The organism is Streptomyces sp. NPDC000594, from assembly GCF_040299965.1.
Classification (GTDB): domain Bacteria; phylum Actinomycetota; class Actinomycetes; order Streptomycetales; family Streptomycetaceae; genus Streptomyces.
In genome coordinates this window covers 150,784-176,344 of the sequence record NZ_JBEPCY010000009.1, presented here as the reverse complement: position 1 = coordinate 176,344, position 25,561 = coordinate 150,784, and the positions used below count along the sequence as shown (strand labels likewise).

Genomic DNA, 25,561 nt, shown 5'->3' with positions numbered 1-25,561 from the left:
AAAGGGTGGCCAAATCGGTTCCCTTGAACCTCAAGCAAACATCAAATAATCACGGCTGGATCAAATTAATCGAAAACCTGTACCGGAGATGGCGCTGGCGTGATTGAATGGTCACAGCCCGCAAGGATGGGAAGTCCGAGAATAGGGAAACAGGGGGAGTTTCTGTCGTGTCTCGAACTCGAACCGCGTCCGCTCTGATAACGGCGACTGTGGCTCTGTGTGCGTCGTCTCTTCTGGCGCCCACGGCCGCAGTTGCGGCAGACCCTGAACCCGGGTCATGGGATGTCTGCTCCGGGGGGTGGCGAAAGAATGTATATGGATACAAGGCGACTCATGTCGGCAAGGGTCCTGTCTACAAGGATGGCCCTGGCGGAACGATGGTGATCACCAAGAGTGCTTCCGGGTCGGTGAAGACTGCGATTACGAGCGGTGGGGGTATTTCGGTAGACTTCGCGGTCGCCCAGGCGAAGGCGGAGATCGATCGAGAGTCCGTGAAGGAAGTCGGATGGGGTACCGATCATCAGTATCGGCGAAACATCAAGAACGGGAAGTACGGAAACGCCCAGTACGGATCCTGGGGCCATACGGCCACGTGGGAAAAGTATTATGAGCTTCCCAGCTGTCGGAAGTCCCAACGCACGTCGGGCGGGGTCAAGGTGGTCAATAAGGCCATAGGTTTTCGATATTGGGAGACCAGTAGCTGATGTCCATCTCTCGGCGCGTGGTGACGGCTTCCGTGGTCGTTGCCGTGGCAGCGGCGATAGCTGGGTGTAACGATTCAGATCGTGAAGCACCCAGTCCCTCGCCTACTCCTTCGAAATCCGCTCTGGTGTTGACGCCGCCGGATGTCCGGCCCGGGCATCATAGGATTGCTCTGGAGGGGCCGCGAACCGGTGACTGGGACCTCGGTGCGGTTCGGCTCGCTAAGGGCATCTCCTGGGTGAATGTGAACTGTGTCGCAGAAGGCGGTAAGGGTCGAATCACGATTTCCGTCGACACGGTAGGGGAATTCAAGATGGATTGCCCCAGCACTGAGGTCCGCATCAGCGTCAACCAACTGGATCTGTCAGACAGCCGTAAGGGTCGCTTCCATATCGAAGCCGCAGATAACGTCCGCTGGATAGCCGATATCCAGGTGCCCGACTGACAATGTGCTTCTGGGCGGCAACCAGGATTGCCGCCCAGAAGCATAAGGGCCGTCCGGGCCTAGAGCTCGACTCCATGGCACGCCACCCCGTTGACGATAAAGGTGCCTCAGAGAATAGTCGCGCCTTGCTCCTCCGCTGGTGTGGAGGCCGTGGCTGGCGCCGGGGCCCCGGGGGTGCGGCCGCCGACGCGGCGGAGGAGGGTCATGGCCAGCAGCGCCGTGGCCGTGGCGAGGACCGTGCAGACCACCGCGACCGTGTGCAGACCGGAGGTGTACGCCTCGCGCGCAGCCGTGAGGACCTCCGCGCCCAGGGCGTCGGGCAGCGTCGCCGCGACCGCCAGCGCGGACTCCGCGCCGGCCCGTACCGCCTCCGCGTCCGCGCCCGTCACCCCGTCCGGCACGGTGATCCGGGACTGGTAGATCGCGCCCCCCAGGCTGCCCAGCGCCGCGAGGCCGAAGGAGACCCCGAACTCACCGCTGGTCTCGGAGATCGACGCGGCCGAACCGCCCTTCTCCGGCGGGGCGGAGCTGACGACGAGGTTCGTGCCCAGCGCGCCCAGCGGCCCCGTACCGAAGAACGCCACCACAAAGCCGGTGATCAGCAACGGCAGCCCGCCGACCGGGTCCACGAAGACGAGGAGCAGATAGCCGATCGCGGTGAGACCGAGCCCGCCCCCGATGACCGCACCCACGGTGAAGCGCTGGGCGAGCGCGGGCGCGAGGGTCGCGGTGACGATGGAGGCCAGCGCGGACGGCACCATCCAGAGGCCCGCCTCGAATGGCGAGAGCCCCTCCACCAGCTGGAGGAAGCCGGTGATGAAGAGATAGCTGCCGCTCATCGTCGCCATCGCCAGCATCAGCACGATCAGCGCCGCCGTGAACGCGGTGTGCCGGAAGACCTTCAGATCCAGCAGCGGACGGGTCAGCCTCCGCTGCCGTGCGACAAAGAGGAAACCCAGGGCCACGCCCGCCGCCGCGATGAGCACCACCCCCGGGTCCCAGCCGTCCCGGGCGATCTCCTTCAGACCGTAGATGAAGGGCAGGATCGCGCCGAGCGACAGCACCACACTGGGCAGATCGATCGAGCCCCCCTCCGGATCGCGGTACTCCGGCAGCAGGAACGGCGCGGTGACCAGGAGCAGCACCATCACCGGCACCCCCAGGACGAAGACCGAGCCCCACCAGAAGTACTCCAGCAGCACCCCGCCGACCACCGGGCCGAGCGCGGTGCCGCCCATGAAGCAGCTGGCCCAGACGGCGACCGCCCGCCCGCGCTGGACCGGGTCCCGGAACATATTGCTGATCAGGGCGAGCGTCGACGGCATCAGCGTCGCGGCGGCGACCCCCAGCAGGGCCCGGGTGGCGATCAGCATCTCGGCGCTGGTGGAGAACGCCGCCAGCAGCGACGCGGCGCCGACCGCCGTGGCGCCGATCATCAGCAGTCTGCGGCGGCCGATGCGGTCACCGAGGGTGCCCATGGTCACCAGAAAGCCCGCGATCATGAAGCCGTAGACATCCATGATCCACAAGGTCTGGGTGCCGGTCGGGGCGAGCGACTCCGCGAGATGCGGCAGGGCCAGGAAGAGCACGCTCTGGTCGAGCGCGATGAGCAGGGTCGGCAGGGCCAGCACGGCGAGCCCGGCCCACTCCCGGGGCCCCGCCTTCGGCGGCGCGCCCTCGGTGGCGGTCGATTGCATCGGAATCCCTCCAGGGGACGGTGTCAGGGATGGAAAAGGGAAGGGGAAGGCGAAGAGGAAGGGGCAAAGGGGTAAGGGGGTAAGGGGGGTTAAGGGACTCAGAGGAAGGGGGGAAGGGGGGGGAAGCGCGGGCACACGGGTCGGAACAGGCCCCCTGGTCAGCCGGGGTACGGGCGCCTCGCGCGCGCCTCGCGCAAGGTCCGGCCCCACCACACGAGCTGATCGAGCATCGCCTCCGCCGCGCCCCCGCACCCCTCCGTGTCCCGGGGCCGCCCCGCCTCGTCGAACGCGTCCCAGCAGCCCGGGAAGGCCACCGAGTTCCGTACGGTGATCGCGTGCAACCCCGGGAAGACCTCCCGCAGATGCGCGACCGCGCGCAGACCCCCCGCCGTCCCGCCGTAGCTGACGAACGCCACCGGCTTCGCCTTCCACTCGTCCACGAACCAGTCGACGGCGTTCTTGAGCGAGGCGGGATAGCTGTGGTTGTACTCGGGGGTCACCACGATGAACGCGTCCGCGCGGGCCAGCCAGGGCGCCAGATCCCGGACCGCCTGCGGCGTCGGCACCTCCGCGCTCTCCGAGAGCACATCGGGGAGCCAGACCGTGGCCAGATCGATCACATCGACCTCCAGCCCCTCCCGCCGGGCCGCCTCGGCGGCGATCCAGCGGGCGGGCGTCGGGCCGAAGCGCCCGTTCCGGACGCTGCCGATGATGACGGCCACCCGCAGTGGTTCCTGGGACATCGCGGCTCCCCTCGCCGTGGTGGTATCGGTACGGGAACCACCCTGCGACCGGCCCCTCTTGGTTCTCTCCCGGTCCACTCCCGGCCCGCTCCCGTCCCTTTCCGGCCGCCACCGGTGGGTTAGCGTGACCGCATGCGTTTCGGAGTGCTGGGCCCCCTGGACGTGGGGACGGAGGACGGTCGGCCGGTCCGGGTCCCCGAACTCAAGGTGCGGGCGCTCCTCGTCTGTCTGCTGGTCCATCAGGGCGCCCCGGTCTCCGCCGACCGGCTCATCGAGGACGTCTGGGGCGACACCCTCCCCGCCAACCCCACCGCCGCCCTCCAGAACAAGATCTGGCAGCTGCGCCGCGCCCTCGCGGACGCCGAACCCGGCGGCCGTGACCTCGTCGTCTCCCGCCCGCCCGGCTACCAGCTCGGCGCCGCCCCGGACGCCGTGGACGCCGGCCGCTTCGGCGAACTGACCGCCCGTGCCCGTGCCACCGCCGACCCCCGCGCCCGTGCCGCCCTCCTCGCCGACGCTCTCGCCCTCTGGCGCGGGCCCGCCTACGCCGACTTCGCCGACGAGGAGTTCACCCGTACCGCAGCCGCCCGGCTGGAGGAGCAGCGGCTGACCGCCCTGGAGGACCAGGCCGAGGCCCGGCTCGACCTGGGCGAACACGCCCTGGTCGCCGATGAGCTGGGCGATCTGGTCACCCGGCACCCGCTCCGCGAACGGCTGCGGACCGCCCGGATCCGCGCCCTGTATCTCGCCGGGCGGCAGAGCGAGGCGCTCCAGGGGTACGAGGAGCTGCGCGCCCTTCTCGCCGATCAGCTCGGCGTGGACCCCGGGCCCGGACCGGCCGCCCTGCACCGGGCGATCCTCACCCAGGACCCGGCGCTCACCGCCCCGCCGCCGCCCAGTACCACCGCCGCCCGGCCGCCCTCCGACCTCCCCGGCCCGCTCACCGAGCTGATCGGCCGGGAGACGGCCCTCCGGGAGCTGGACACCGCCCTCGCCGGGCACCGGCTGGTGACCCTCACCGGGCCCGGCGGTGTCGGCAAGACGCAGCTCGCGCTCGCCGCCGCCGCCCGGCGGACGGCGGACTTCCCCGGCGGGGTGTGGCTCGTGGAGTTCGCCGCCCTCGACCACCGCTGCCCGGGGCTCGGGGCGGACGAGGTGCGCCGGCTGGTCGCCGGGGCGCTCGGGGTACGGGACGACACCTCCCCGCGACCCGCCCCCGACACCGGCACCCGCACCGGTCCCGGTGGCCTCGTCGACCGCATGGCCCACGCCCTCGGCGACCGGCCCGCCCTGCTCGTCCTCGACAACTGCGAACATGTCGCCGCCCCCGTCGCCGCACTCGTCCACGACCTCCTCGCCGCCGCGCCCCGGTCGCGGATCCTCACCACCAGTCAGGTGCCGCTCCAGGTCCGGGGCGAATGGCTGTACGAGGTGCTGCCGCTGGACGGGGCCGACGCCGTGGCCCTCTTCACCGCCCGCGCCCGCGCCGCCGCGCCCCGGCTCGAACTGGACGGCGACCGCGCCGCGACCGTGGCGTCCATCTGCCGCCGCCTCGACGGCATCCCGCTCGCCCTGGAGATGGCCGCGACCCGGGTACGGGCCCTCGGCGTCACCGAGCTGGCCGCCCGGCTGGACGACCGCTTCCCGCTGCTGGCCTCCGGCGCCCGCGACGCCCCCGCCCGGCAGCGCACCCTGCGCGCGGTGATCGACTGGAGCTGGTCGCTCCTGGACGAGCGGGAGCGCACCGTGCTGCGGCGGCTCGCCGTCCACGCCGACGGCTGCACCCTGGAGGCCGCCGAGGAGATCTGCCCCGCCGGCGGGGTGGACCGCTCCCAGGTGCTGGATCTCCTGGACCGGCTGGTGGCGGCCTCCCTGGTGGTCGTCACCGAGGCCGCCGACAGCGCCGACGGGCCCCGCTACCGGCTGCTCGAATCGGTCGCCGCGTACTGCCGTGAACGGATACAGGAGCACGGGGAGTCGGCCGCGCTGGAAAGGCTCCACCGCGACCATGTCACCCGCTTCGCCGAGCGGGCCGAGAGCGGGCTGCGCGGCCCCGGACAGCGCCGCTGGCTGCGCCGGCTGGACGCCGAGAGCGCCGATCTGCGGGTCGCCCTGGAGACCGCGTTCCGCGACGGCGACACCGAACGGGCCCTGCGGCTGGTGAACGCGCTCGCCTGGTACTGGCATCTGCGGGGCCGCTACAGCGAGGCCCGCCGCTCCCTGGCCCAGGCCCTGGCGCTCGCGCCGCCCGCCGGGTCACCGGAGGGGGCGATCCCGGACCCCGCGCGGGCCGCCCGGGTCGCCACCGCCACCGCCTGGCTCGGCGGGATGACCCTGGCGCTCAGCGGCAGCACCGACCCGGTGGCCCACTACCGGGCCGCGCTGGAGCCGTACGAGCGGATCGCCGACCCGGCCGGCCGGGCCCGCGCCCAGTGGTACCTCGGCTCCCATCTCTACGGCATCGCCGACCTCGCCCCGAGCGAGGAGCTGGTCACCGGGGCGCTCGCCGCCTTCCGCGCCCTGGGCGACACCTGGGGGCGGGCCGTCGCCCTGGCGAGCCGGGCCTTCCAGGCGAAGCTGCGCGGGGACTTCGACGCGGTGCGCCGGTACGGCGAGCAGAGCCTCGACCTTTTTCACGACCTCGGCGACGGCTGGGGCCGGCTCCAGGCCCTGGTGCCGCTCCAGACCCGGGCCGAGGCGGTCGGCGACTACGCCCGCGCGGGGCGGCTGCTGCGGGAGGGGCTGCGGCTCGCGGAGGAGCTGGAGCTGTGGACGGAGGTCTCCCACCATCTCTCCGGGCTCGGCCGGATCGCGATGCTGACCGGCGATCAGCCCCGGGCGCGGGAGTTCCACGAGCGGGCACGGCGGCTCGCGGTGGAGCAGTCCGACCTCTTCGGGGAGCAGTACGCCGAGACGGGGCTCGGGATGGGGGCGCGCCGCGCGGGCTCCCTGGATGAGGCCGAGGAGCATCTGCGGCGGGTGCTGCGGCTGCACCGCAGGATGGGGTACCGCACGGGTGAGCCGCCGCTGATCCTCGCGGAGCTGGGCTTTGTCGCGGAGGCCCGGGGCGAGGCGGCGGAGGCACTGCGGCTCCAGTGCGAGGGTCTCGCGGCGGCGCGCGTCCACGGTGATCCACGGGCGGTGGCGCTGGCCCTGGAGGGGCTGGCGGGGGCCTCCCTGCTGAACGGTGACGCCCGGGAGGCGGCGCGGCTGCTGGGGGCGGCCCAGGCGGCGCGGGCCTCGGTGGGGGTGCCGCTGCCCCGGGGGGAGCGCGGCGATGTCGACCGTATCGCCGGGGCCGCCCGTACCCGGCTGGGCGAGGCGCGTTACACGGAGGCGTTCCACGACGGCGCCGCTGGACCGGTCGGCGGCGGGGACGACGAAGGCCCCCCGGACGGCCGTCCGGGGGACCCTGTCGAAGCGGGAGGGGTCAGCGCACGTCGACGAAGTCACCGGCGGTCGTGACCGCCGGGGTGGTCGAGGTGCCCGCGAAGGCGTAGCGGTAGTAGCCGTCCGCCGTGGCCTTCACCGTGGTCTTGAGGTTGCCCTTGGAGTCGGTCTTCACCGTCTTCAGGGTGGTGTAGCTGGTGGCGTTCTTGGCCCGGTACTGGAGCTTCACCGGCTGCGCGGTGTAGCCCTTGTAGTTCAGGCTCTCCCAGTTGGCGCGGGTCAGGGCGCCGGTGACCGTGAGGGTCTTGCCCTTGACGACCGGCTCCGGGGCGGCGTTCACCGTCAGCTTGGAGGCACGCTGGAGGGTGACGGTCCGGTAGTTGAACTTCACCTCGCCGTCGGCGTCCTTGCCCTCGGCGAAGACCGCGAGCTTCCAGGCGCCCGCCCGGTCGTTGATGTAGAGCTTCGTCGGGTCCAGCGTGAAGGTCACCTTGCAGGTGCCCTTCGTGCCCTGGTTGGAGCAGCTGAACTCCTGCTTGTCGGCGAGGATGCCGTCGGTGGCCTTACCGGCGCTCTTGCCCCGCCACAGCCAGGCGCCGCCGACCCGGATGCCCTTGCTGTCGGTGGCCGTGATGGTCGCGGTGACCTTCTTCTTCTCGGAGACCCCGAGGACGATCGGCTTGCCACCGTTGATGGAGACGCCGGTGATACGGGTGTCGCCGTCGCGGATGTCATCGGCCGTCGCGGCGAATCCCTTGACGGCCGAGCGGGCGCTCTGGCCGTCGGCGGCCTGGGCGGCGGGGGCGGCGAGGGCGGTGGCGGCGAGGGCGCCCGACACCACGGCGACAGAAACACGGAAGCGCATGCAGTTCCCAGTTCACAGGGGGCCCCGGCGCATGGATCGCATGCGCCGACAGGGGCCCGGGGGCAGAAGGTGAGTCAGTCGACTCACCCACCAGACCCCTGACACCGGTACATGGTTGTACGGCTCATGGAAAAAGTTCCCCGTGAGCCGCGCCACAGCCGGTGGGCACGAGCGCCGAGTGACCTCGGGCGGACGTCGGGGGCCGGCCCCGAACCCCGCTCCTCAAACTCCCGGACCCCCAGGGGGCTTGATTTTCGGGTACGGGTATCAGCGCGCGTTCAGGAGGTCGGCGACGACCGGGCCCGCCGACTCGCCGCCCCGGCCGCCCGCCTGGACGACCGCTGCCGCCGCGAGGTCGTCCGCGTACCCCGTGAACCAGCTGTTGGACTTGCCCTGCCCCGCGACCTCGGCGGAGCCGGTCTTCGCGCCCTTGTCGCCGGAGACCGGCGCCATCGGCTCGGCCCCGCTGCCCGAGACCGCCGTGGCCCGCATCATCTCCCGCAGCCCGGCCGCGATCGGCGCGGGCAGCGGTTCGGTGGTCGCCAGCGGGCGGCCGTCCAGGTCGGCGGGGACCAGCAGGGGCTGCTTGAAGCCGCCGTTCTTCACGGTGGCGCTGATGGAGGCCATGTTCAGGGCGTTCATGGTGATCCGGCCCTGGCCGATGTACGAGGCGGCCGTCTCGGTCCCGTTGGACACCGGCACATCGCCGTCGAAGCTGGGCACGCCCGACTTCCAGTCCAGTCCGATCCCGAAGTACTTCCCGGCCGTCTCGCTCAGCGCCGAGCCCGACTTCGCGCCCAGCTTGGGGATGGCCTTGATGAAGGTGGTGTTGCAGGAGCGGGCGAACGCCTCCCGGAACGCGGGCGTCCCCGGGATGTCGAACTTCTTCAGATTCTGGAAGGTGGCCCCGTCCCAGACGACCGTCGCCGGACACTCCACCTTGGCGTTCGGGCCGTCGACGACACCCCGGTCCATCATCATCGCGGCGGTCACGATCTTCATCGTGGAGCCGGGGGCCTGCTTGCCCAGCATCGCGGCGTTGAAGCCGCCCGCCGGGCTGTTGGCGACCGCCCGGATCTCCCCGGTGCTCGGCCTGATGGCCACCGCCGCCGCCTGCTTGTGCTTGCCCACCGCCCGCTCGGCCGCCGCCTGCACCTCCGCGTCGAGCGTGGTGGTCAGCGTGCCGGGGGTCCCCTTGCCCAGGGTGAGCAGGGTGTGGTCGGCGACGCCCTCCCGGGAGGAGGTGACGACCAGTTCGACGCCGGGGGTGCCGCCGGCCTCCTTGCCGTACTTCTGCCGCAGGACATCAAGGATCGGGCCGAGGGAGGGGTACTTCTCCCGGGTCAGCTCCCGGCCCTCCCGGTCCACCGCCTTGATCGGCGGGGCGCTCGACGCGGAGGTCTTCAGCGAGGTCGTCGTCGTGAGCTTGGGGTGGACCACGGTCGGCTTCCAGTCGACCAGCGGCCGTCCGGTGGACTTGCCCCGGACGACGGTGAGCGATCCGGAGTACGACCAGGGCTTGCTGACACCCTCATGGGTGACGGTCGCCTCCACCGTGAAGGGGACCTTGGTACCGGCCGGCGTCCCCGGGGTGATCACCGCCCTGGAGACCTTGGCGTCCTTGCGGTAGCCGATGAGCAGCGGCTCGGCCTGCACCGGCTGGTTGGTCAGCCGGGCGGCCTGGGGCCCGCGCCCGGCGGCCCAGGCGGCGAGGAAGTCCCGGGACGCCTGGTCGATCTCCTCGGTGGTCAGCGGTCCGGTACGGATCTCGGGCTCGTCGGAACTGGTGAGATAGGCATAGCCGCCGTACCCCGCTCCGCCGGCGGCGATCAGAAAAACCCCGCCGGCTATGGCGACCTTCGCTCCGGTGCGCACGGCTCGCAGTTCCCTTCTCATCGCCGGGCCCACCAGAACGCGTTCAAGCAGGCGATACCCCAGTGAACCCTAAGGGACGGGGTGTGTCCGCCAGGGAACCGAGGGTCCCTTGTTACGGGAACGGGACGGTAGGCACAGGGGTCACCCACCCGGCGAGCCTGACCGTTCGTCACCCCGGACTGTCGGAATATGGCCAAATGGCGAAAACGATGACGAGGGGCGAGTGGCACAGGTTTGTCTCCGAGGGCACGCGTACCGCGAAGCTCGCGACCGTACGGGCCGACGGCAGTCCGCACATCGCTCCGGTGTGGTTCCTCCTCGACGGGGACGAGCTGGTGTTCAACACCGGTGCCGGGAGCGTCAAGGGGCGCAATCTGGCCCGGGACGGCAGGGTCGCGATCTGTGTGGACGACGAACAGCCGCCGTTCGGGTTCACCGTGCTCCAGGGGGAGGCCGAGATCAGCGACGATGTCGAGCAGGCACGGCACTGGGCGACCCGGATCGCCGCCCGCTACATGGGGGAGGAGCGGGCGGAGGAGTTCGGCACGCGCAACGGGACCGAGGGAGAGCTGACCGTACGGGTGAAGGTGAGCAAGGTGGTGGCCCTGGCGGGGCTCACCGACTGACACCCGGCGCGGGAACGGCGAAGGACCGGCGGGGAGCGGTTCCCGCCGGTCCTTCATCGGTGTCGGACACGGCCCGACGCGCCGTCAGTTCTGCGGCGGCTGACCGTAGGGGCCGGGCTGCTGGCCGTAGGGACCGGGCTGGCCGGGCTGCTGACCGTACGGGCCGGGCTGGCCCGGAGCCGGGTACTGGCCGGGCTGCTGGCCGTACGGGCTCGCGTCGGGCGCCGGGTACTGGCCGGGCGCGGGGTACTGGCCGGGGGCGGGGTACTGACCCGGCTGCTGGCCGTAGGCGCCGGGCTGGCCGGCGATCGGGTACTGGCCCGGGTACGGCGCGTCGTAGCCGCCGCCCAGCTCGTCGTGCTTCGGGTTGGAGCCCCACTTGTTGAGGTGCGGATCGCCGTCCAGGCAGGTGAAGACGAGCAGCACGATCGCACCCACCAGCGGGACCAGGGCTATGAGGTACCACCAGCCGGTGCGGCCGGTGTCGTGCAGTCGCCGGACGCCCACCGCGAGGGCCGGGACGATGGTGCCGAGGAAGTAGAGAAGGGCCAGCCAGCTGTCCGGCGACCAGAGCACCCAGTCCACGACCGTCACCGCGATGGTCGCGATGAGGTGGAACAGGGTGAACATCCAGTATTCCTTGCGCCGGGCGCGCCCGGAGAAGGTGGCGTACTTCCTGAAGGCTTCCAGGTAGTAGTTCATCGAGCGGACCTCCGGGGGACGGCGACAGGGAAAAGCCCGCTCCGCGTGCGGAGCGGGCTGGAGTCGCCGAACGCTATGTGTCATGAACTGGACGGGTCAAGCCGATTCCGGGTGATGACAAGCGGGTATATCGTTTTGTCATCTTTATGTAATGAGGAGGGACATGAGACGTCCTGTGGGGCGTCAGACCCAGGTGTCCAGCCACATCCGGTCCCGCCACTCCTCCATGGGAATGGGCGCGCCCGTGTAGAGCGGGTGGAAATAGATGAAGTTCCAGATGATCAGGAGCACCAGCACCCCGGAGGCGACGGCGCCGATCGCGCGCCGCCGTTCGTCCGACCCGGGCGGCCCCAGCATCGCCCCGATCATCATCGCCACCGCCAGACAGAGGAACGGGACGAAGACCACCGCATAGAAGAGGAAGATCGTCCGCTCCTGGTAGAGGAACCACGGCAGCCAGCCCGCCGCGACCCCGCAGACGATGGCCCCCGCCCGCCAGTCCCGGCGGAAGACCCAGCGCCACAGCACATAGACGAGGGCGAAACACGCCGACCACCACAGCAGCGGGGTCCCCAGCGCCAGCACCTCGCTGGCGCACTGCTTCCCGGCGTCCGCCGGACAGGCGCCCGTCCCCGCCGCCGGGCTCTCGTAGAAGTACGAGACCGGGCGGCCCAGGACGATCCAGCTCCAGGGGTTCGACTCATAGGTGTGCCCGGACTTCAGATTCACATGGAAGCTGTAGACCCCGGACTCGTAGTGCCAGAAGCTGCGCAGCGACTCCGGCACCCAGTCCATGCCGAACTGCGGCAGATCGATCCGTCCCAGCAGCGGCAGGGAGATGTGGTCGGGGGAGAGGCCGGAGCGGCCCTCGGCCCAGTCCCGGGCGTAACCGCCCTTGGTGGCGAACCAGCCCCACCAGGAGAGCAGATAGGTGACGACCGCCACCGGCACGGTCGACACGAAGGCCGGGACCACATCGCGGCGGAGCACCGCGCGGTACGGACGGACCGCGCCCGCCGTGCGCCGGGCGCCCACGTCCCAGACCACCGCCATCAGACAGAAGGCGACCAGGACATAGAGCCCGTTCCACTTGGTGCCCGCCGCCAGACCCAGCATCACCCCGGCCGTGATCCGCCAGGGGCGGGCGCCGAAGCGGAAGGTCTCGGCGATCCGCGCGTCCGGGCGGAGCATCCCCTCCTCGTCCTCGGGGAGCGCGGCGGCGAGCCGGGCGCGTGCCCGGTCCCGGTCCACCACCAGGGCGCCGAACGCGGCCAGCACGAAGAACATCAGCACCAGATCGAGCAGCGCGGTGCGGCTCATCACGAAATGCAGACCGTCCACGGCGAGCAGCAGCCCCGCCAGACAGCCCAGGAAGGTCGAGCGGAAGAGCCTGCGGCCGATCCGGCAGAGCATCAGCACCGAGAGGGTGCCGAGCACCGCGACCATGAACCGCCAGCCGAAGGGCGTGAAGTCGAACATCTTCTCGCCGAGACCGATCACCCACTTGCCGACCGGCGGATGGACCACATAGCCGGGGTCGGTGGGGACGGCGACATCGCCGGGGGCGCGCAGGATCGCCTTGTCGATGTCCTTGGGCCAGTGGCCCTCGTACCCCTGGTTGATGAGGGCCCACGCGTCCTTGGCGTAGTACGTCTCATCGAATATCACCGCATCGGGCTTGCCCAGGTTCCAGAACCGCAGCACCCCGGCGACCAGGGCCACCAGCAGCGGGCCCAGCCAGGCGGAGAGCCGGACCAGGGTGTCCGCCGCCACCGGGCCGATGCCGAAGACCGGCCACAGCCGCTCGGACGGGCGGCTCCAGCCGGGGACGAGGCGCTCCCGCAGCCCCGGCCCGGACGGAGGTGTGTAGCCGAATCTGCGCAGCCGCCGCTGCCAGCCCGGGGGGTCCTGGCCGGTGTCCCTGTCCTGCACGGTCTCTGGCGCGGTACTGGTCACCGCGCCATCGTAGGGAACGTCCGTGTGCGACGGGCCGCGTCCGGGTACGGGGTGGCGCCGGGGGTGCTCGCGGGGATCCCGGGCGGACCGCCCCGGCCTGGGAGAATGGGGTACGTGACCACTGCGCATGCCGCCACCGGACCCACCGGAGCCACCGGACCGATCAGTCCCGCTGAGCCGGACGAGCACGACGAGCAGCCCTGGAAGGACGCCGAGCACGCCGAGGACGCCGACGACGGCGACGACGGCCGGGACGCCGAGTACGGCGAGGACGCGGAAGGCGGGCCCGTGGCGGCTCCCGGGCCGGTCCCGTCCGGCGGCGCCGGGCTGCTGGTCCTCGCCGGGACCCCGATCGGCGACACCGCCGACGCCCCGCCCCGCCTCGCCGCCGAGCTGGCCCACGCCGATGTGGTCGCCGCCGAGGACACCCGCCGGCTGCGCCGTCTCACCCAGGCGCTCGGGGTCCGCCCCTCGGGCCGGGTCGTGGCGTACCACGAGGTCAATGAGGTGGCCAGGACCCCGCAGCTGGTCGAGGCGCTGACCGGTGGCGCCCGGGTGCTGCTGGTCACCGACGCCGGGATGCCCTCCGTCTCCGACCCCGGCTACCGGCTGGTCGCCGCCGCCGTCGAGCACGGGGTACGGGTCACCGCCGTCCCCGGGCCCTCCGCCGTGCTCACCGCGCTCGCCCTCTCCGGGCTGCCCGTGGACCGCTTCTGCTTCGAGGGCTTCCCCCCGCGCAAGCAGGGCGAGCTGCTGGCCCGGCTGCGCGAGAACGCCACCGAGCGGCGCACCCTCGTCTACTTCGAGTCCCGGCACCGGCTCCCGGCCACCCTCGCCGCGATGGCCGAGGTCTTCGGCGCGGACCGCCGGGCCGCCGTCTGCCGTGAGCTGACCAAGACCTATGAGGAGATCAAGCGCGGCGGCCTCGGGGAGCTGGCGGACTGGGCCGAGGGCGGCGAGGTGCGCGGCGAGATCACCATCGTGGTCGAGGGCGCGACCGCCACCGCCTCGGCGGAGCTGGGCCCCGAGGAGCTGGTGCGCAGGGTCCGGGTGCGCGAGGAGGCGGGCGAGCGCCGCAAGGAGGCCATCGCCGCCGTCGCCGTGGAGGCCGGGCTGCCCAAGCGGACCGTCTTCGACGCGGTCGTGGCGGCGAAGAACGCCGGGGGCTGAGCCCCGGCGGTCCCGCCGGCAGGTGCCCGGAAAGGGTAAAGGACTACCGTGGAAGGCAAAGCGCAGACCGGCTCCGGTGCCGATTCGGCATGGGAAGGCCAAAGAGCCCTTCAATAATCGACAGACGCTGATGCGCTCCCGCCGGAATGGGCGTCCACTGGAACAGGTGGAGAGGAGCTGGCATGACTGAGATCGTTGGCGCCGCCAAGGTCCACGAGGCATACGCCTTCGCCTGTATGCGCTGCGGGTACGGCTGGGAACAGGGCTATGAAATCGAGCACCACCTGGATGCCGCCGGTCATGAATATGTCGTCTACCGGGCGAACGGCGAACGGGTGCCGTCCCCCCTGTCGAGTCCGACCTGTATGAGCTGTGGGGGGCATGTCGTCCGCATCATGCGGTCCGGCCGGGTCTCCACCGTGCTGGACATGATGGCGCGCACAGCGAGCCCGTCCCGGATCTCCGGCACGGTCCGGGAGACCGGCCCGGCGCCCATCGCCGGACCCATCGGTGCCGAGGCGCTCGCCGAGCCCCCGGCCACCGGCCCACAGCCCCCCGGTCCCCAGGAGCCCCCGTCCGCCGGGCCCCCGACCTCGGTGGACGGGCCCGCCGGGCAGGAGGCGAGTGCGGAGCGGGCCTCCAGACCGCAGCCCCCGTGGCGGCTCACCGATCTGTTCCACCCCTTCCGGAGGCGCTAGCCCCCAGGAGCCCGGCCGCCCGGTCCCGGCCCCGCCCCCCCCGTGGGGCCGGGACCGGAGCGTACGGCCTCGTAGGATCGCGGACATGACCTCGAAGTCCACCCCGCCGCCGCTGCCCGAACCGCTCCGGGTCCCTGTCGCCGACTCCCACACCCACCTGGACATGCAGGAGGGCACCGTGGAGGAGGCGCTGGCCAGGGCCGCCGCCGTCGGGGTGACGACGGTCGTCCAGGTGGGCTGCGACCTCAAGGGCTCCCACTGGGCCGCGCGGACCGCCGCCGAACACGAGCGGGTGCACGCGGCGGTGGCCCTGCACCCCAATGAGGCCCCCCGGATCGTGCTGGGCGACCCCGACGGCTGGTCCCGCCAGGGTGAGCGGCCCCCCGGCGGCACGGCCGCCCTCGACGACGCCCTCGCCGAGATCGACGCGCTGGCCGCCCTGGCGCAGGTGCGCGCGGTCGGCGAGACCGGCCTCGACCACTTCCGTACCGGACCGGAGGGCATCGCCGCCCAGGAGTACTCCTTCCGCGCCCATATCGAGATCGCCAAACGCCATGGCAAGGCGCTGGTGATTCATGACCGGGACGCGCACGCGGATGTGCTGCGCATTCTGGCGGAGGAGGGCGCGCCGGAGCGCACGATCTTCCACTGCTATTCCGGTGACGCGGAAATGGCGAAGGTGTGCGCGGGCGCGGGCTACTACATGTCCTTTGCCGGGAATGTGACCTTCAAGAATGCCCAGCCGCTGCGGGACGCCCTCGTGGTCGCCCCGAAGGAACTCGTCCTGGTGGAGACGGACGCCCCCTTTCTGACCCCGGCCCCCTACCGGGGACGGCCCAACGCGCCGTATCTCATCCCGGTGACCCTGCGGGCGATGGCGGCGGTGAAGGGGCTGGACGAGGACGACCTCGCGGCGGCGGTCGCGGCCAATACGGCCGAGGCGTTCGACTACTGACCCACCCACGTCCGCCGGCCCGCGCCCGGCGGAGGGCGGCGAAGCGTACCGCTCGCAACGCCGAGTAGTCGAATGCTTGGGAGAGTGACGGTCGCTCGGGTACCGTCCCGGGGCCGGGCCACTCCTCAGCGGGCCGGCCCCGGATCTGTGGAGCGTGGTCGTGACCGATCTGAGCCTGCTGGGCAGCCGTGGGCGGGGCGGGTACCGGACGGAGGCGGGACAGCCCGCGCAGCCGCCGCCCCCCAGGAGATACGGGGAGTACGGGGAGTACGGGGAACACCGCGCGTACCGGGAGCCCCGGGAGCCCCGGGCGTACGACGAGGATCTCGTCCTCGGCACCTTCCGCCCGCTGCGCGAACCCGAGCCCCGGCCCCGAAGACGCGCCGCCCACCGCGCCCCCGGCAGCCATCGCCGGGCCCCCGCCGAGGGCACCGCGCTGCGCAGGCTCATCCCCCAGGCCCTGGTGATCGCCTTCCTCGCGGGCGGCACCGCCGCCTTTGTCGCGGGCGACCGCGCCGTCCGGCTCACTGTCGACGGCCGCACCCGCACCCTGCACACCTTCGCCGACGACATCGGCGAGCTGCTGGCCGCCGAGGGCATCGGCACCGGCCCCCGCGACCGGGTGACCCCCGCCCCGGACACCGCCCTCACCAGCGGCGACGAGGTCGTGGTCCACTACGGCCGCCCCCTCGACCTCACCCTCGACGGACGGCGCGGCCGGATGTGGACCACCGCCCGGACCGTCGGCGAGGCCCTCGGCCGGATCGGGGTCCCGGTCGACACCGCCCGGCTCTCCCGCCCCCGTACCCAGCCGATCCCCCGGGACGGTCTGGCGCTGGAGGTACGCACCGAACGGAGCGTGACCGTCCGCGCCGACGGCTCCCACCGGGCCCTGCGCACCCACGCGCTCACCGTCCGCGAGGCCCTGCTGGACGCCGGGATCGCCCTCGCCGGTCTGGACACCACCACCGTCCCCCTCGACAGCTTCCCGCGCCACGGCCAGACCATCGTTGTACTCCGGATCACCGGCACCCGGGAGCTGCGCGAGGAGCCCGTCCCGTACGACGTGATCCGGATCCCCGACCCCGGGCTCTACCAGGGCACCGAGATCGTGGACCGGCAGGGCGGCCCCGGACTGCGCCGGGTCACCTATGAGGTGCGCACCGTCGACGGGGTCCCGCGCGCGCCCCGGCGTATCGCCGAGATCGTGCTCCGGCCCCCGGTCGTCCACCGGGTCCTGGTCGGCACCCGGCCCCCGCCGCGCTCCGTGCCCGGCGCCGACCGGCTGAACTGGCACGCCCTCGCCCAGTGCGAGTCCGGCGGCCGGCCGGGCGCGGTCGACTCCACCGGCACCCATGGCGGGCTCTACCAGTTCGACACCGGGACCTGGCGCTCCCTCGGCGGCGCCGGACGCCCCCAGGACGCCTCCGCCGGGGAACAGACCTATCGAGCCAAGAAGCTCTATCTGCGGCGCGGAGCGGCCCCCTGGCCCCACTGTGGCCGTACGCTCTTCCGCTGAACACCCGTAGGCTGTATCGGTGAGCACCACTGACCCCTCCGGCCCCCCCGACGAGACCCCCGACCCGACGGCTCTGCTCGGCCCCGCCGACATCCGCGAACTCGCCTCGGCGCTGGGCGTACGCCCCACCAAGCAGCGCGGCCAGAACTTCGTCATCGACGCCAACACCGTCCGCCGGATCGTCCGCACCGCCGGGGTCCGCGAGGACGACGTGGTCGTGGAGGTCGGGCCCGGACTCGGCTCGCTCACCCTGGCGCTGCTGGAGGCGGCCGACCGGGTGGTCGCCGTCGAGATCGACGATGTCCTCGCGGGCGCCCTGCCCGCCACGGTCCTCGCCCGGCTGCCGGAGCGGGTCACCCGCTTCTCGCTGGTCCACTCCGACGCGATGCTCGTCCGGGAGCTGCCGGGGCCGCCGCCGACCGCGCTGGTCGCGAACCTCCCGTACAACGTCGCGGTGCCGGTGCTGCTCCATATGCTCGAACACTTCCCCACCATCGAACGCACCCTGGTGATGGTGCAGGCGGAGGTCGCCGACCGGCTCGCGGCGGGCCCGGGGAGCAGGGTGTACGGCGTCCCGTCGGTCAAGGCGAACTGGTACGCCGAGGTGAAGCGCGCCGGGTCGATCGGGCGCAATGTCTTCTGGCCCGCGCCCAATGTCGACTCCGGACTGGTGTCGCTGGTGCGCCGGGACCCGCCGCAGACCACGGCGACCCGCAAGGAGGTCTTCGCGGTGGTCGACGCGGCCTTCGCGCAGCGCCGCAAGACCCTGCGGGCGGCCCTCGCGGGCTGGGCGGGATCGCCCGCTGCGGCGGAGGCGGCCCTGGTGGCCGCCGGGGTCTCCCCCCAGGCACGCGGGGAGTCCCTGACAGTGGAGGAGTTCGCACGGATCGCGGAGGCGAAGGCGGCGTGAGCGGGGTCACGGTACGGGTACCGGCGAAGGTCAACATCCAGCTGGCGGTCGGCGGAGCCCGGCCCGACGGCTACCACGACCTCGCCAATGTCTTTCTCGCGGTCTCCCTCCACGACGAGGTCACCGTCCGCCCGGCGGACCGGCTCACCCTCACCTGCGAGGGGCCCGGCGCGGAGCAGGTCCCCCTGGACACGACCAACCTCGCGGCCCGTGCCGCCCTGCTCCTCGCCGAGCGCCATGGCATCGCCCCCGATGTCCACATCCATATCGCCAAGCGGATCCCCGTCGCCGGGGGCATGGCGGGCGGCAGCGCGGACGGCGCGGGCGCGCTGCTCGCCTGCGACGCCCTGTGGGGGCTCAAAACCCCCCGTGACGAGCTGCTGGAGCTGTGCGCACGGCTCGGCAGCGATGTGCCGTTCAGCCTGGTGGGCGGGGCGGCGCTGGGCGTCGGCCGGGGCGAGCTGCTGACGCCGCTGGAGGTCGGGGGCACCTTCCACTGGGTCTTCGCCGTCGCGGACGGTGGGCTCTCCACTCCGGCGGTGTACGGGGAGTTCGACCGCCTCACCGAGGGGGTACGGGTCCCTGAGCCCCAGGCGTCGCGCGCCCTGCTGGACGCGCTGCGGGAGGGGGACGCGCCGGGCCTCGGGGCGGCCCTGGTGAACGACCTCCAGCCGGCGGCGCTGGCGCTGCGGCCGTCGCTGGCGCGGACGCTGGACGCGGGGGTCGCGGGGGGCGCCCTCGCCGGCCTCGTCTCGGGCTCGGGCCCGACGACCGCGTTCCTGACCAAGTCCGCCGACGCCGCCGCCGAGGTCGCCCACACCTTGCGCACCTCGGGCACCTGCGCGACCACCCACATCGCGACTTCCCCCGCGCCGGGAGCGAGCCAGGTCAGCCCGTCCGGCGATTGAGGACGTCCCTGGCGCCCGGGGGCTGGAGAGGGGCCGGGGCGCCAATTTCCAGCCTCGACGGGCAGGTAAATCCAGCCCCTCCGGCGATTGAGGAGCGGGGGCCTCGGGGGCCGGCCCCCGACACGGGCCTCAAAATCCAGCCCGTCCGGCGTTTGAGGACGGACCCGAGCCCCGAGCAGCCTCGGGCACACGTCGGGGCCAGCCCCGAACCCCGCGCCTCAATCGCCGGCGAGGCTGGATTGTGAGGCCCTCGTCCAGGGCGACCCCCTGAGCCTGGGTTTGCCGTGGCCGGGGCCGGGGCCAGGGCCAGGGTCGCGGGGACCGTGGGACGCGGGGGTGGGTGGGCGGACTACCCTGGAAGGCCGTACCCATTACGGCGAGCATGGAGTGAAATGGCCGTCAATCTGGTCAATGTCGAGGCCGTCAGCAAGGTCTACGGCACCCGCGCCCTGCTCGACACCGTCTCCCTCGGAGTCTCCGAAGGCGACCGCATCGGTGTCGTCGGACGCAACGGCGACGGCAAGACCACCCTCATCAGAATGCTTGCCAAGCTGGAGGACCCGGACAGCGGCCGGGTCACCCAGAGCGGCGGGCTGCGCCTCGGCGTGCTCACCCAGCACGACTCGCTCGACCCCGACGCCACCGTCCGCCATGAGGTGATCGGCGACCTCGCCGACCACGAGTGGGCGGGGAACGCCAAGATCCGCGATGTGCTCACCGGACTCTTCGGCGGGCTCGACCTGCCCGGCTTCCCGCAGGGTCTGGACACCGTCATCGCCCCCCTCTCCGGCGGTGAGCGCCGCCGGGTCGCCCTGGCCAAGCTGCTCATCGCCGAGCAGGACCTGATCGTCCTGGACGAGCCCACCAACCATCTGGACGTGGAGGGCATCGCCTGGCTCGCCCGGCACCTCCAGGTCCGGCGGTCCGCGCTGGTCTGCGTCACCCACGACCGGTGGTTCCTGGACCAGGTCTGCACCCGGATGTGGGACGTCCAGCGGGGCTCGGTCTACGAGTACGAGGGCGGCTACAGCGACTATGTGTTCGCCCGGGCCGAGCGCGAGCGCATCGCCGCCACCGAGGAGGCCAAGCGCCAGAACCTGGTCCGCAAGGAGCTGGCCTGGCTGCGCCGGGGCGCCCCCGCGCGTACCTCCAAGCCCCGTTACCGCATCGAGGCGGCCAATGAGCTGATCGCCGATGTGCCGCCGCCCCGGGACACCAGCGAGCTGATGAAGTTCGCCGGGGCCCGGCTCGGGAAGAGCGTCTTCGAGCTGGAGAACGTCACCGTCCAGGCCGGTTCCAAGGTGCTGCTGAAGCATCTGACCTGGCAGCTGGGGCCCGGCGACCGGATCGGCCTGGTCGGGGTGAACGGCGCGGGCAAGACCTCGCTGCTGCGGGCGCTCGCCGACGCCTCCCGTTCGGAGGGCGAGATCCAGCCCGTCGCCGGGCGGGTCACCGTCGGGAAGACGGTCCGCCTCGCCTATCTGTCGCAGGATGTCACCGAGCTGCCCGGCACCCTGCGGGTGCTGGAGGCGGTCCAGCAGATCCGGGACCGGGTCGACCTCGGCCAGGGCCGGGAGATGACCGCCGGACAGCTCTGCGAGCGGTTCGGCTTCGGCAAGGAGAAGCAGTGGACCCCCGTCGCCGACCTCTCCGGCGGTGAGCGGCGCAGGCTCCAGCTGCTGCGGCTGCTGATGGACGAGCCGAATGTCCTCTTCCTGGACGAGCCCACCAATGACCTCGACATCGAGACCCTGACCCAGCTGGAGGACCTCCTCGACGGCTGGCCCGGCTCGATGGTGGTCATCTCCCACGACCGGTTCTTCGTGGAGCGCACCACCGACCGGGTGCTCGCCCTGCTCGGCGACGCCACCCTGCGGATGCTGCCGCGCGGCATCGACGAGTATCTGGAGCGCCGCCAGAAGATGATCGAGGCGGCGGCGCCCGCCCCGGCCGCGCCCCCGGCGCGGGTGAAGTCGGCGGTCGAGGCCCGTGCCGCCCAGAAGGAGCTGGCCCGGATCGAGCGCCGGCTCGACAAGATCTCCGAGAAGGAGGGCACCCTCCACGAGGGGATCGCCCAGAACTCCACCGACTTCGAGAAGGTCGGCCGGCTCGACGCGGAGCTGCGGGAACTCGCGGCCGAGCGGGAGGAGTTGGAGATGCGCTGGCTGGAGCTGGCCGAGGACTCCTGATCCACCCGGGACCCCGTGGAGCGACCGCCCCACGGGGTCCGTCCCCTGGACCGCCCCCGGTCCGGGGAGGTGCCGGGTGATAGAAAGAAGCCCCGCTCCAAGTGATGTGAACACGCGGGACCGATGTCCGAAAACGCTCCTTTCCGGCAGGCGGCAGCACTGGGTGCCCGCCCCGGCGCCCACCGGAACAGCGGGGGAGGCCGTTCGGGCAGCGGCCCGTAGGAAAGGGGACGTGATGTCCCAGCCGCCCAGCCCGCCCCCGCCGGACGGCTTCGGCGCCCCGCCCGATCCGCCGCCGGTACCCACCGCGTGGGATCCGCCCGCCCAGGGTGGCCATGAGCAGTCGGCCGGGTACGGCGGCGACCCGATGGGGCACTCCCCCTACGGGCAGCCGCCGTACGAGCAGCAGCAGCAGCCGTACGGGCAGCCGGCGTACGGGCAGACCCCGTACCAGCAGGCTCCGTACGGCCAGGCCCCCTACGGGCAAACCCCCTACGGGCAGACCCCGTACGGCGCCCCGGCTCCCCCGCCCGTACCGCCGGGATATCCCGTACCGCCCGGACACCCCGCTCCGTATGTGTGGCCCACCCCCGCCCCGGCACCGCCCGGCGGTACGGGCGGCGGGCGGAAGGGGCTCCTCCGGCGGAAGCCGGGCGTGGTGGTGGCCGGGGCCGTCGCCGCCCTGCTGGTGGTCGGTGGCGGTGGCTGGATCGCGCTCTCCGGCGGCAGCGAGCCGACCTCCGACCGCACCGCCGGGACCGCCTCCGAGCGGGACGGGGGAGAGCGGGCGAAGGGCGCGGAGCAGGGCGGCGCGGAGGCCGCTGGACCCGACCGCTCCGGTGACGGGGACAGTGACGGTGGTGAAGGGTCCGGCGACGGGCTCACGGAAGGGCGCAAGGCGGGCGAGGCCCGGGTCGCCTTTGTCACCACCAACGACATCGACCTGCCCCGTAACGGTGTCGACGCCTTCGGCCCCTGGGTCGCCGGGGACATCGTCGCCCGCGCCTACCACCGGGGGATGGTCGGCCACTCCACCGCCGACGGTGGCAAGAAGTGGTCCCTCCCGGTCCCCACCGATGTCTGCTCGGCCACCCTGAACCCGTCCGCCGGCGGCAAGGTCGTCATCGGGGTCAAGGACGGCACCGGTGAGCGGGCCGAGTGCCTGGAGCTGTGGATGGTGGACATCCGCACCGGCGAGGTGGGCTGGAAGAAGCGCCTCACCACCGGCGAGGGCTTTGGCTCCCTCACCGACTTCACCCTCACCATCAGCGGGAACACCGTCGGGGTCGCCGGGCTCGGCAACTCCTTCGGCCTCTCCCTGGCCGACGGGAAGCAGCTCTTCAAGGGCCCGGCGAGCGGCTGCAAGCCCTTCGCCTTCGCGGGCGGCCCCCGGCTGCTCGCGGCGGCCGCCTGCCCGGTCAAGGACTGGACGAAGCCCCGCCACCGGCTCCAGGAGATCGACCCCCGTACGGGGAAGGCGAAGTGGACCTATGAGGCCCCCGAGGGCTGGGAGGTCGAGAAGGTCTTCTCCGCCGACCCGGTCGTCATCTCGCTGAAGCAGACCCAGGAGAAGAAGTGGGGGGTCGTCGCCCTCACCGGCAAGGGCACCGAGCGTTCCCGCGTCCAGGGCGGAACCGACCGTTTCCAGCCACGCTGTGGGGGCAACTTCGTGGTCCTCGGGGAGCATCTGGAGGGCTGTATCGGGGTCGCCGCCGATGACGACGCCCTCTATATGGCCACCCAGCCGCAGCGCCCCGGCGGGGCCAACGAGATCGTCGCCTTCGACCTCGACACGGGCAAGCAGAGCTGGCGCAGCCCCTCGGGCGGGGACAGCACCATCATGCCGCTGCGCATGGAGGGCTCCGCCGTGCTCGCCTACCGTGAGCCGACCTATGACCGGGGCGGTCTCCTCGCCACCGTCGCGCCCACCGGCGGTGCGCCGAAGCCGCTGCTGAGGCTGCCGGACGCCACCGCCGGGACCGAGTCGTCCTTCTACTCGCCCCGGCTGGTCTACGAGGGCGGTACGTTCTTCATCGCCAGCGGCCGGGTCAGCGCGCGCAATGACGCCGAGGAGAAGCAGACCCGGACCATGATGGCCGTCACCCGGTGATTCCGCCCCGGGGCCGGGCGTTTCCGCGCCGGCCCCGGGGTCTCTCCTTCCCCCGCCGTCCGTCCTCGCCGTCCGTCCCGCAGCCGTCCCCGCAGCCGTCCTCGCTCCGTGCCCGTGGACCGTCCGGGCCGGTCCGCCGATCCTTCGAGGTGCCTCCGTATGAGCCAGCCACCGCCGCCCCCGGGCTTCGGCCCGCCGCAGCCACCGCCGCAGGGCGGTTTCGGCCCGCCGCCGTCCTTCCCGCCGCACGGCCCGCAGGTCCCGCAGCCTCCGCACGGCCCGCAGGTCGCTCACGGTCCGCAGGGCCCTCCGGGCGCCCCCGGTCACGGGATACCCCAGGGAGCCCACGGGTACGGCCCGTACGCCGCCCAGCAGCCCCTCGGCCCTCCAGGCCCGCCCGGGCCCCCGCTCCCGGCCGGACCGCCCGCGCCGCAGGGTTCCGGCGGCGGCCGGCGTACCCGGATCCGGATCGTCGTCGCCGCCGTCACCGCGATGGCGGCGATCATCGGCGCCGGGGTCTGGTACTCCGCCACCCGCGACGAGGGCGCCCCCGCCGCACAGGAGAGCCGGGAGCGGGCGAAGGGGTCCGGTGGCGAGGAGTCCGGCGGCAAGGGCGCCCCCGGCGGTGGCGGCAGCGAGAAGGCGCCGGCCGATGTCGCCGCCCGGCTCTCCTTCCGGCTCCCCGAGCCGCCCGTCGAGGACATCACCGATGTCGGCGGCTCCTGGGCCACCGAGAAGCTCGTGGTGAAGCCCGCCATCCACGCGATCGTCGGCCACCGCCCCAAGGACGGGAGCACGGCCTGGAAGCTCACCCTCCCCGGCCAGATCTGCGCGGCCTCCCGCCATCAGTCCGAGGACGGCCGGGCGGCGATCGTCTTCGAGGCGGCCAAGCGCACCGCGCCCCGCTACTACCAGCCCTGTACCGAGGTCGGGGTGGTCGATCTGCACACCGGTGAGCTGCTCTGGCGGAAGTCCGTGACCAGTGCGCTCAGCGGTGACGAGAAGGTCTCCTTCAGCGAGGTCACCCAGAGCGGGCGGACCGTCGCGGCGGGCGGGGTCAGCGGTGGCGCCGCCTTCGACCTGGCCGGCGGCGATGTCCTGTGGAAGCCGTCCGCCGCCGACGACGGCTGCTACGACCGGGGGTACGCCGGCGGCCCGGCCCTGGTCGCCGTCCGGCAGTGCGGATCGCCGAGCGACCCCCGGTTCACCGTGCAGCGGGTCGACCCGCGCAGCGGCCGCCCGGTCTTCTCGTACCGGCTCCCCGACGGCACCGACAATGTGAGCGTGGTCTCGGCCGAACCGCTGGTGGTCGCCGCCGATGTGGGCGACAACGCCGGGGCGGGCGGATTCTCGGATCTGTTCTCGGTGGACGGGAAGGGCCGCCAGCTGGCTCGTATCCCGGCCACCGGCGACGCCTTCGCCGCCGACTGCCGGGTCACCGAGGTGGAGGGGTGCGAGCGGATCGCCGTCGGCAATGGCCGGGTCTATCTGCCGACCGCCGAACGCGAGGGCGCGTCGGGCTTCCGTAACACCAATGACCTGGTCTCCTACGACCTCGCCAGCGGAAAGCCCACCAGCGACCGGCTGGAGGCGGGCGACAAGCACATGATCTACCCGCTGCGGATGGACGGCGGGAATGTCATCGCCTACCGGGGTCCCTCGTACGAATCCGGGGGCCGGGTGCTCAGTGTGGACGGCGGCACTTTCCGGCCGACGGTGCTGATGACCAACCCGGACGAGAAGGAGGCGCTGGCCGCCGAGAACTCCTTCGCGGGCGGCGGCGACGAGATCCTCTACGACCGGGGACGGCTGTATCTGAGCGCCACCCTGATGAACAAATCGACCGCGCCGGACCGGCATCTGATTCTGGCCTATACGACCGCCGACTGATTTTCTCGCTACGTCTGAACCCGGGGCCCGGTATATCGGTACTTCGATATGCCGGGCCATGGTCATGCGTTGGTCATGGTGTGGTCATAACTGTCCCTTCTCCGCGACTGATTCAGCACGATGGGGGACTTCTGTCGATGTACGGCCGCGCACAGTCGAACAAGCGTGTAGCTTGCCGGGGCAGGGCCGGGGGCGATGACAACGGGGGAGT

17 protein-coding genes are annotated in these 25,561 nt (G+C 72.2%); 11 read left to right on the top strand and 6 right to left on the bottom strand.

From position 1 onward, the window contains the following. Positions 1–1,254: 1,254 nt before the first annotated feature. Both ABT354_RS16110 and ABT354_RS16105 read right to left on the bottom strand, forming a co-directional pair. Positions 1,255–2,844, bottom strand: a complete 1,590-nt coding sequence (locus ABT354_RS16110) for an MFS transporter (RefSeq protein WP_351493976.1) — start codon at positions 2,842–2,844, stop codon at positions 1,255–1,257. 158 nt (positions 2,845–3,002) lie between these two features. Continuing rightward, positions 3,003–3,587, bottom strand: a complete 585-nt coding sequence (locus ABT354_RS16105; protein WP_351493974.1) for an NADPH-dependent FMN reductase — start codon at positions 3,585–3,587, stop codon at positions 3,003–3,005. 132 nt (positions 3,588–3,719) lie between these two features. Between ABT354_RS16105 and ABT354_RS16100 the strand changes: the two genes are divergently transcribed. Continuing rightward, complete coding sequence (locus ABT354_RS16100; protein ID WP_351493972.1) at positions 3,720–7,052, top strand: ATP-binding protein; 3,333 nt, start codon at positions 3,720–3,722, stop codon at positions 7,050–7,052. Here the strand turns inward: ABT354_RS16100 and ABT354_RS16095 are convergent. Beyond that, positions 7,018–7,842 (bottom strand): hypothetical protein, encoded by an 825-nt coding sequence (locus tag ABT354_RS16095; protein ID WP_351493970.1) that lies wholly within the window; start codon positions 7,840–7,842, stop codon positions 7,018–7,020. The genes ABT354_RS16100 and ABT354_RS16095 overlap by 35 nt on opposite strands. Positions 7,843–8,109: 267 nt before the next feature. Further along, a complete protein-coding gene (locus tag ABT354_RS16090) occupies positions 8,110–9,717 on the bottom strand; it encodes a penicillin-binding transpeptidase domain-containing protein (protein WP_351493968.1) in 1,608 nt (535 codons plus the stop codon). Between the two features lie 197 nt (positions 9,718–9,914). Here ABT354_RS16090 and ABT354_RS16085 point away from each other — a divergent pair, with 197 nt between their 5' ends. Then, positions 9,915–10,343, top strand: a complete 429-nt coding sequence (locus tag ABT354_RS16085) for a PPOX class F420-dependent oxidoreductase (protein WP_351493966.1) — start codon at positions 9,915–9,917, stop codon at positions 10,341–10,343. A gap of 84 nt (positions 10,344–10,427) precedes the next feature. On the opposite strand, the gene ABT354_RS16080 is transcribed toward ABT354_RS16085, so the two are convergent. Together ABT354_RS16080 and ABT354_RS16075 are read right to left on the bottom strand one after the other, a co-directional pair. Further along, positions 10,428–11,045 carry a DUF805 domain-containing protein gene (locus ABT354_RS16080; RefSeq protein WP_351493964.1) on the bottom strand — a complete coding sequence of 206 codons (618 nt, stop codon included), beginning with the start codon at positions 11,043–11,045 and terminating at the stop codon, positions 10,428–10,430. A 183-nt stretch (positions 11,046–11,228) separates the two neighbouring features. Continuing rightward, the gene (locus ABT354_RS16075; protein ID WP_351493962.1) at positions 11,229–13,001 is read right to left on the bottom strand and encodes a dolichyl-phosphate-mannose--protein mannosyltransferase; all 1,773 of its coding nucleotides are present in this window, start codon (positions 12,999–13,001) and stop codon (positions 11,229–11,231) included. 114 nt (positions 13,002–13,115) lie between these two features. Between ABT354_RS16075 and rsmI the strand changes: the two genes are divergently transcribed. The 9 genes from rsmI to ABT354_RS16030 all read left to right on the top strand — a co-directional run bounded on the left by rsmI (position 13,116) and on the right by ABT354_RS16030 (position 25,350). Continuing rightward, positions 13,116–14,171, top strand: coding sequence for a 16S rRNA (cytidine(1402)-2'-O)-methyltransferase (gene rsmI, locus ABT354_RS16070; protein ID WP_502983427.1), 1,056 nt, complete (start codon positions 13,116–13,118; stop codon positions 14,169–14,171). Between the two features lie 182 nt (positions 14,172–14,353). Further along, positions 14,354–14,869 (top strand): hypothetical protein, encoded by a 516-nt coding sequence (locus tag ABT354_RS16065; protein WP_351493960.1) that lies wholly within the window; start codon positions 14,354–14,356, stop codon positions 14,867–14,869. A gap of 85 nt (positions 14,870–14,954) precedes the next feature. Beyond that, complete coding sequence (locus ABT354_RS16060; protein WP_351493958.1) at positions 14,955–15,824, top strand: TatD family hydrolase; 870 nt, start codon at positions 14,955–14,957, stop codon at positions 15,822–15,824. Positions 15,825–15,984: 160 nt separating this feature from the next. Next, positions 15,985–17,343, top strand: coding sequence for a resuscitation-promoting factor (locus ABT354_RS16055; RefSeq protein ID WP_351493956.1), 1,359 nt, complete (start codon positions 15,985–15,987; stop codon positions 17,341–17,343). A 19-nt stretch (positions 17,344–17,362) separates the two neighbouring features. Beyond that, positions 17,363–18,253 (top strand): 16S rRNA (adenine(1518)-N(6)/adenine(1519)-N(6))-dimethyltransferase RsmA, encoded by an 891-nt coding sequence (gene rsmA / locus ABT354_RS16050; RefSeq protein WP_351493953.1) that lies wholly within the window; start codon positions 17,363–17,365, stop codon positions 18,251–18,253. Beyond that, complete coding sequence (locus tag ABT354_RS16045; protein ID WP_351493951.1) at positions 18,250–19,161, top strand: 4-(cytidine 5'-diphospho)-2-C-methyl-D-erythritol kinase; 912 nt, start codon at positions 18,250–18,252, stop codon at positions 19,159–19,161. Before rsmA ends, ABT354_RS16045 begins: the two co-directional genes overlap by 4 nt. Positions 19,162–19,553: 392 nt before the next feature. Next, on the top strand, positions 19,554–21,350 hold the full coding sequence (locus tag ABT354_RS16040; protein ID WP_351493948.1) for an ABC-F family ATP-binding cassette domain-containing protein: 1,797 nt from the start codon (positions 19,554–19,556) through the stop codon (positions 21,348–21,350). A gap of 235 nt (positions 21,351–21,585) precedes the next feature. Then, positions 21,586–23,460, top strand: coding sequence for an outer membrane protein assembly factor BamB family protein (locus tag ABT354_RS16035; RefSeq protein WP_351493946.1), 1,875 nt, complete (start codon positions 21,586–21,588; stop codon positions 23,458–23,460). 159 nt (positions 23,461–23,619) lie between these two features. Then, positions 23,620–25,350, top strand: coding sequence for an outer membrane protein assembly factor BamB family protein (locus ABT354_RS16030; RefSeq protein ID WP_351493944.1), 1,731 nt, complete (start codon positions 23,620–23,622; stop codon positions 25,348–25,350). The last annotated feature ends 211 nt before the right edge of the window (positions 25,351–25,561 follow it).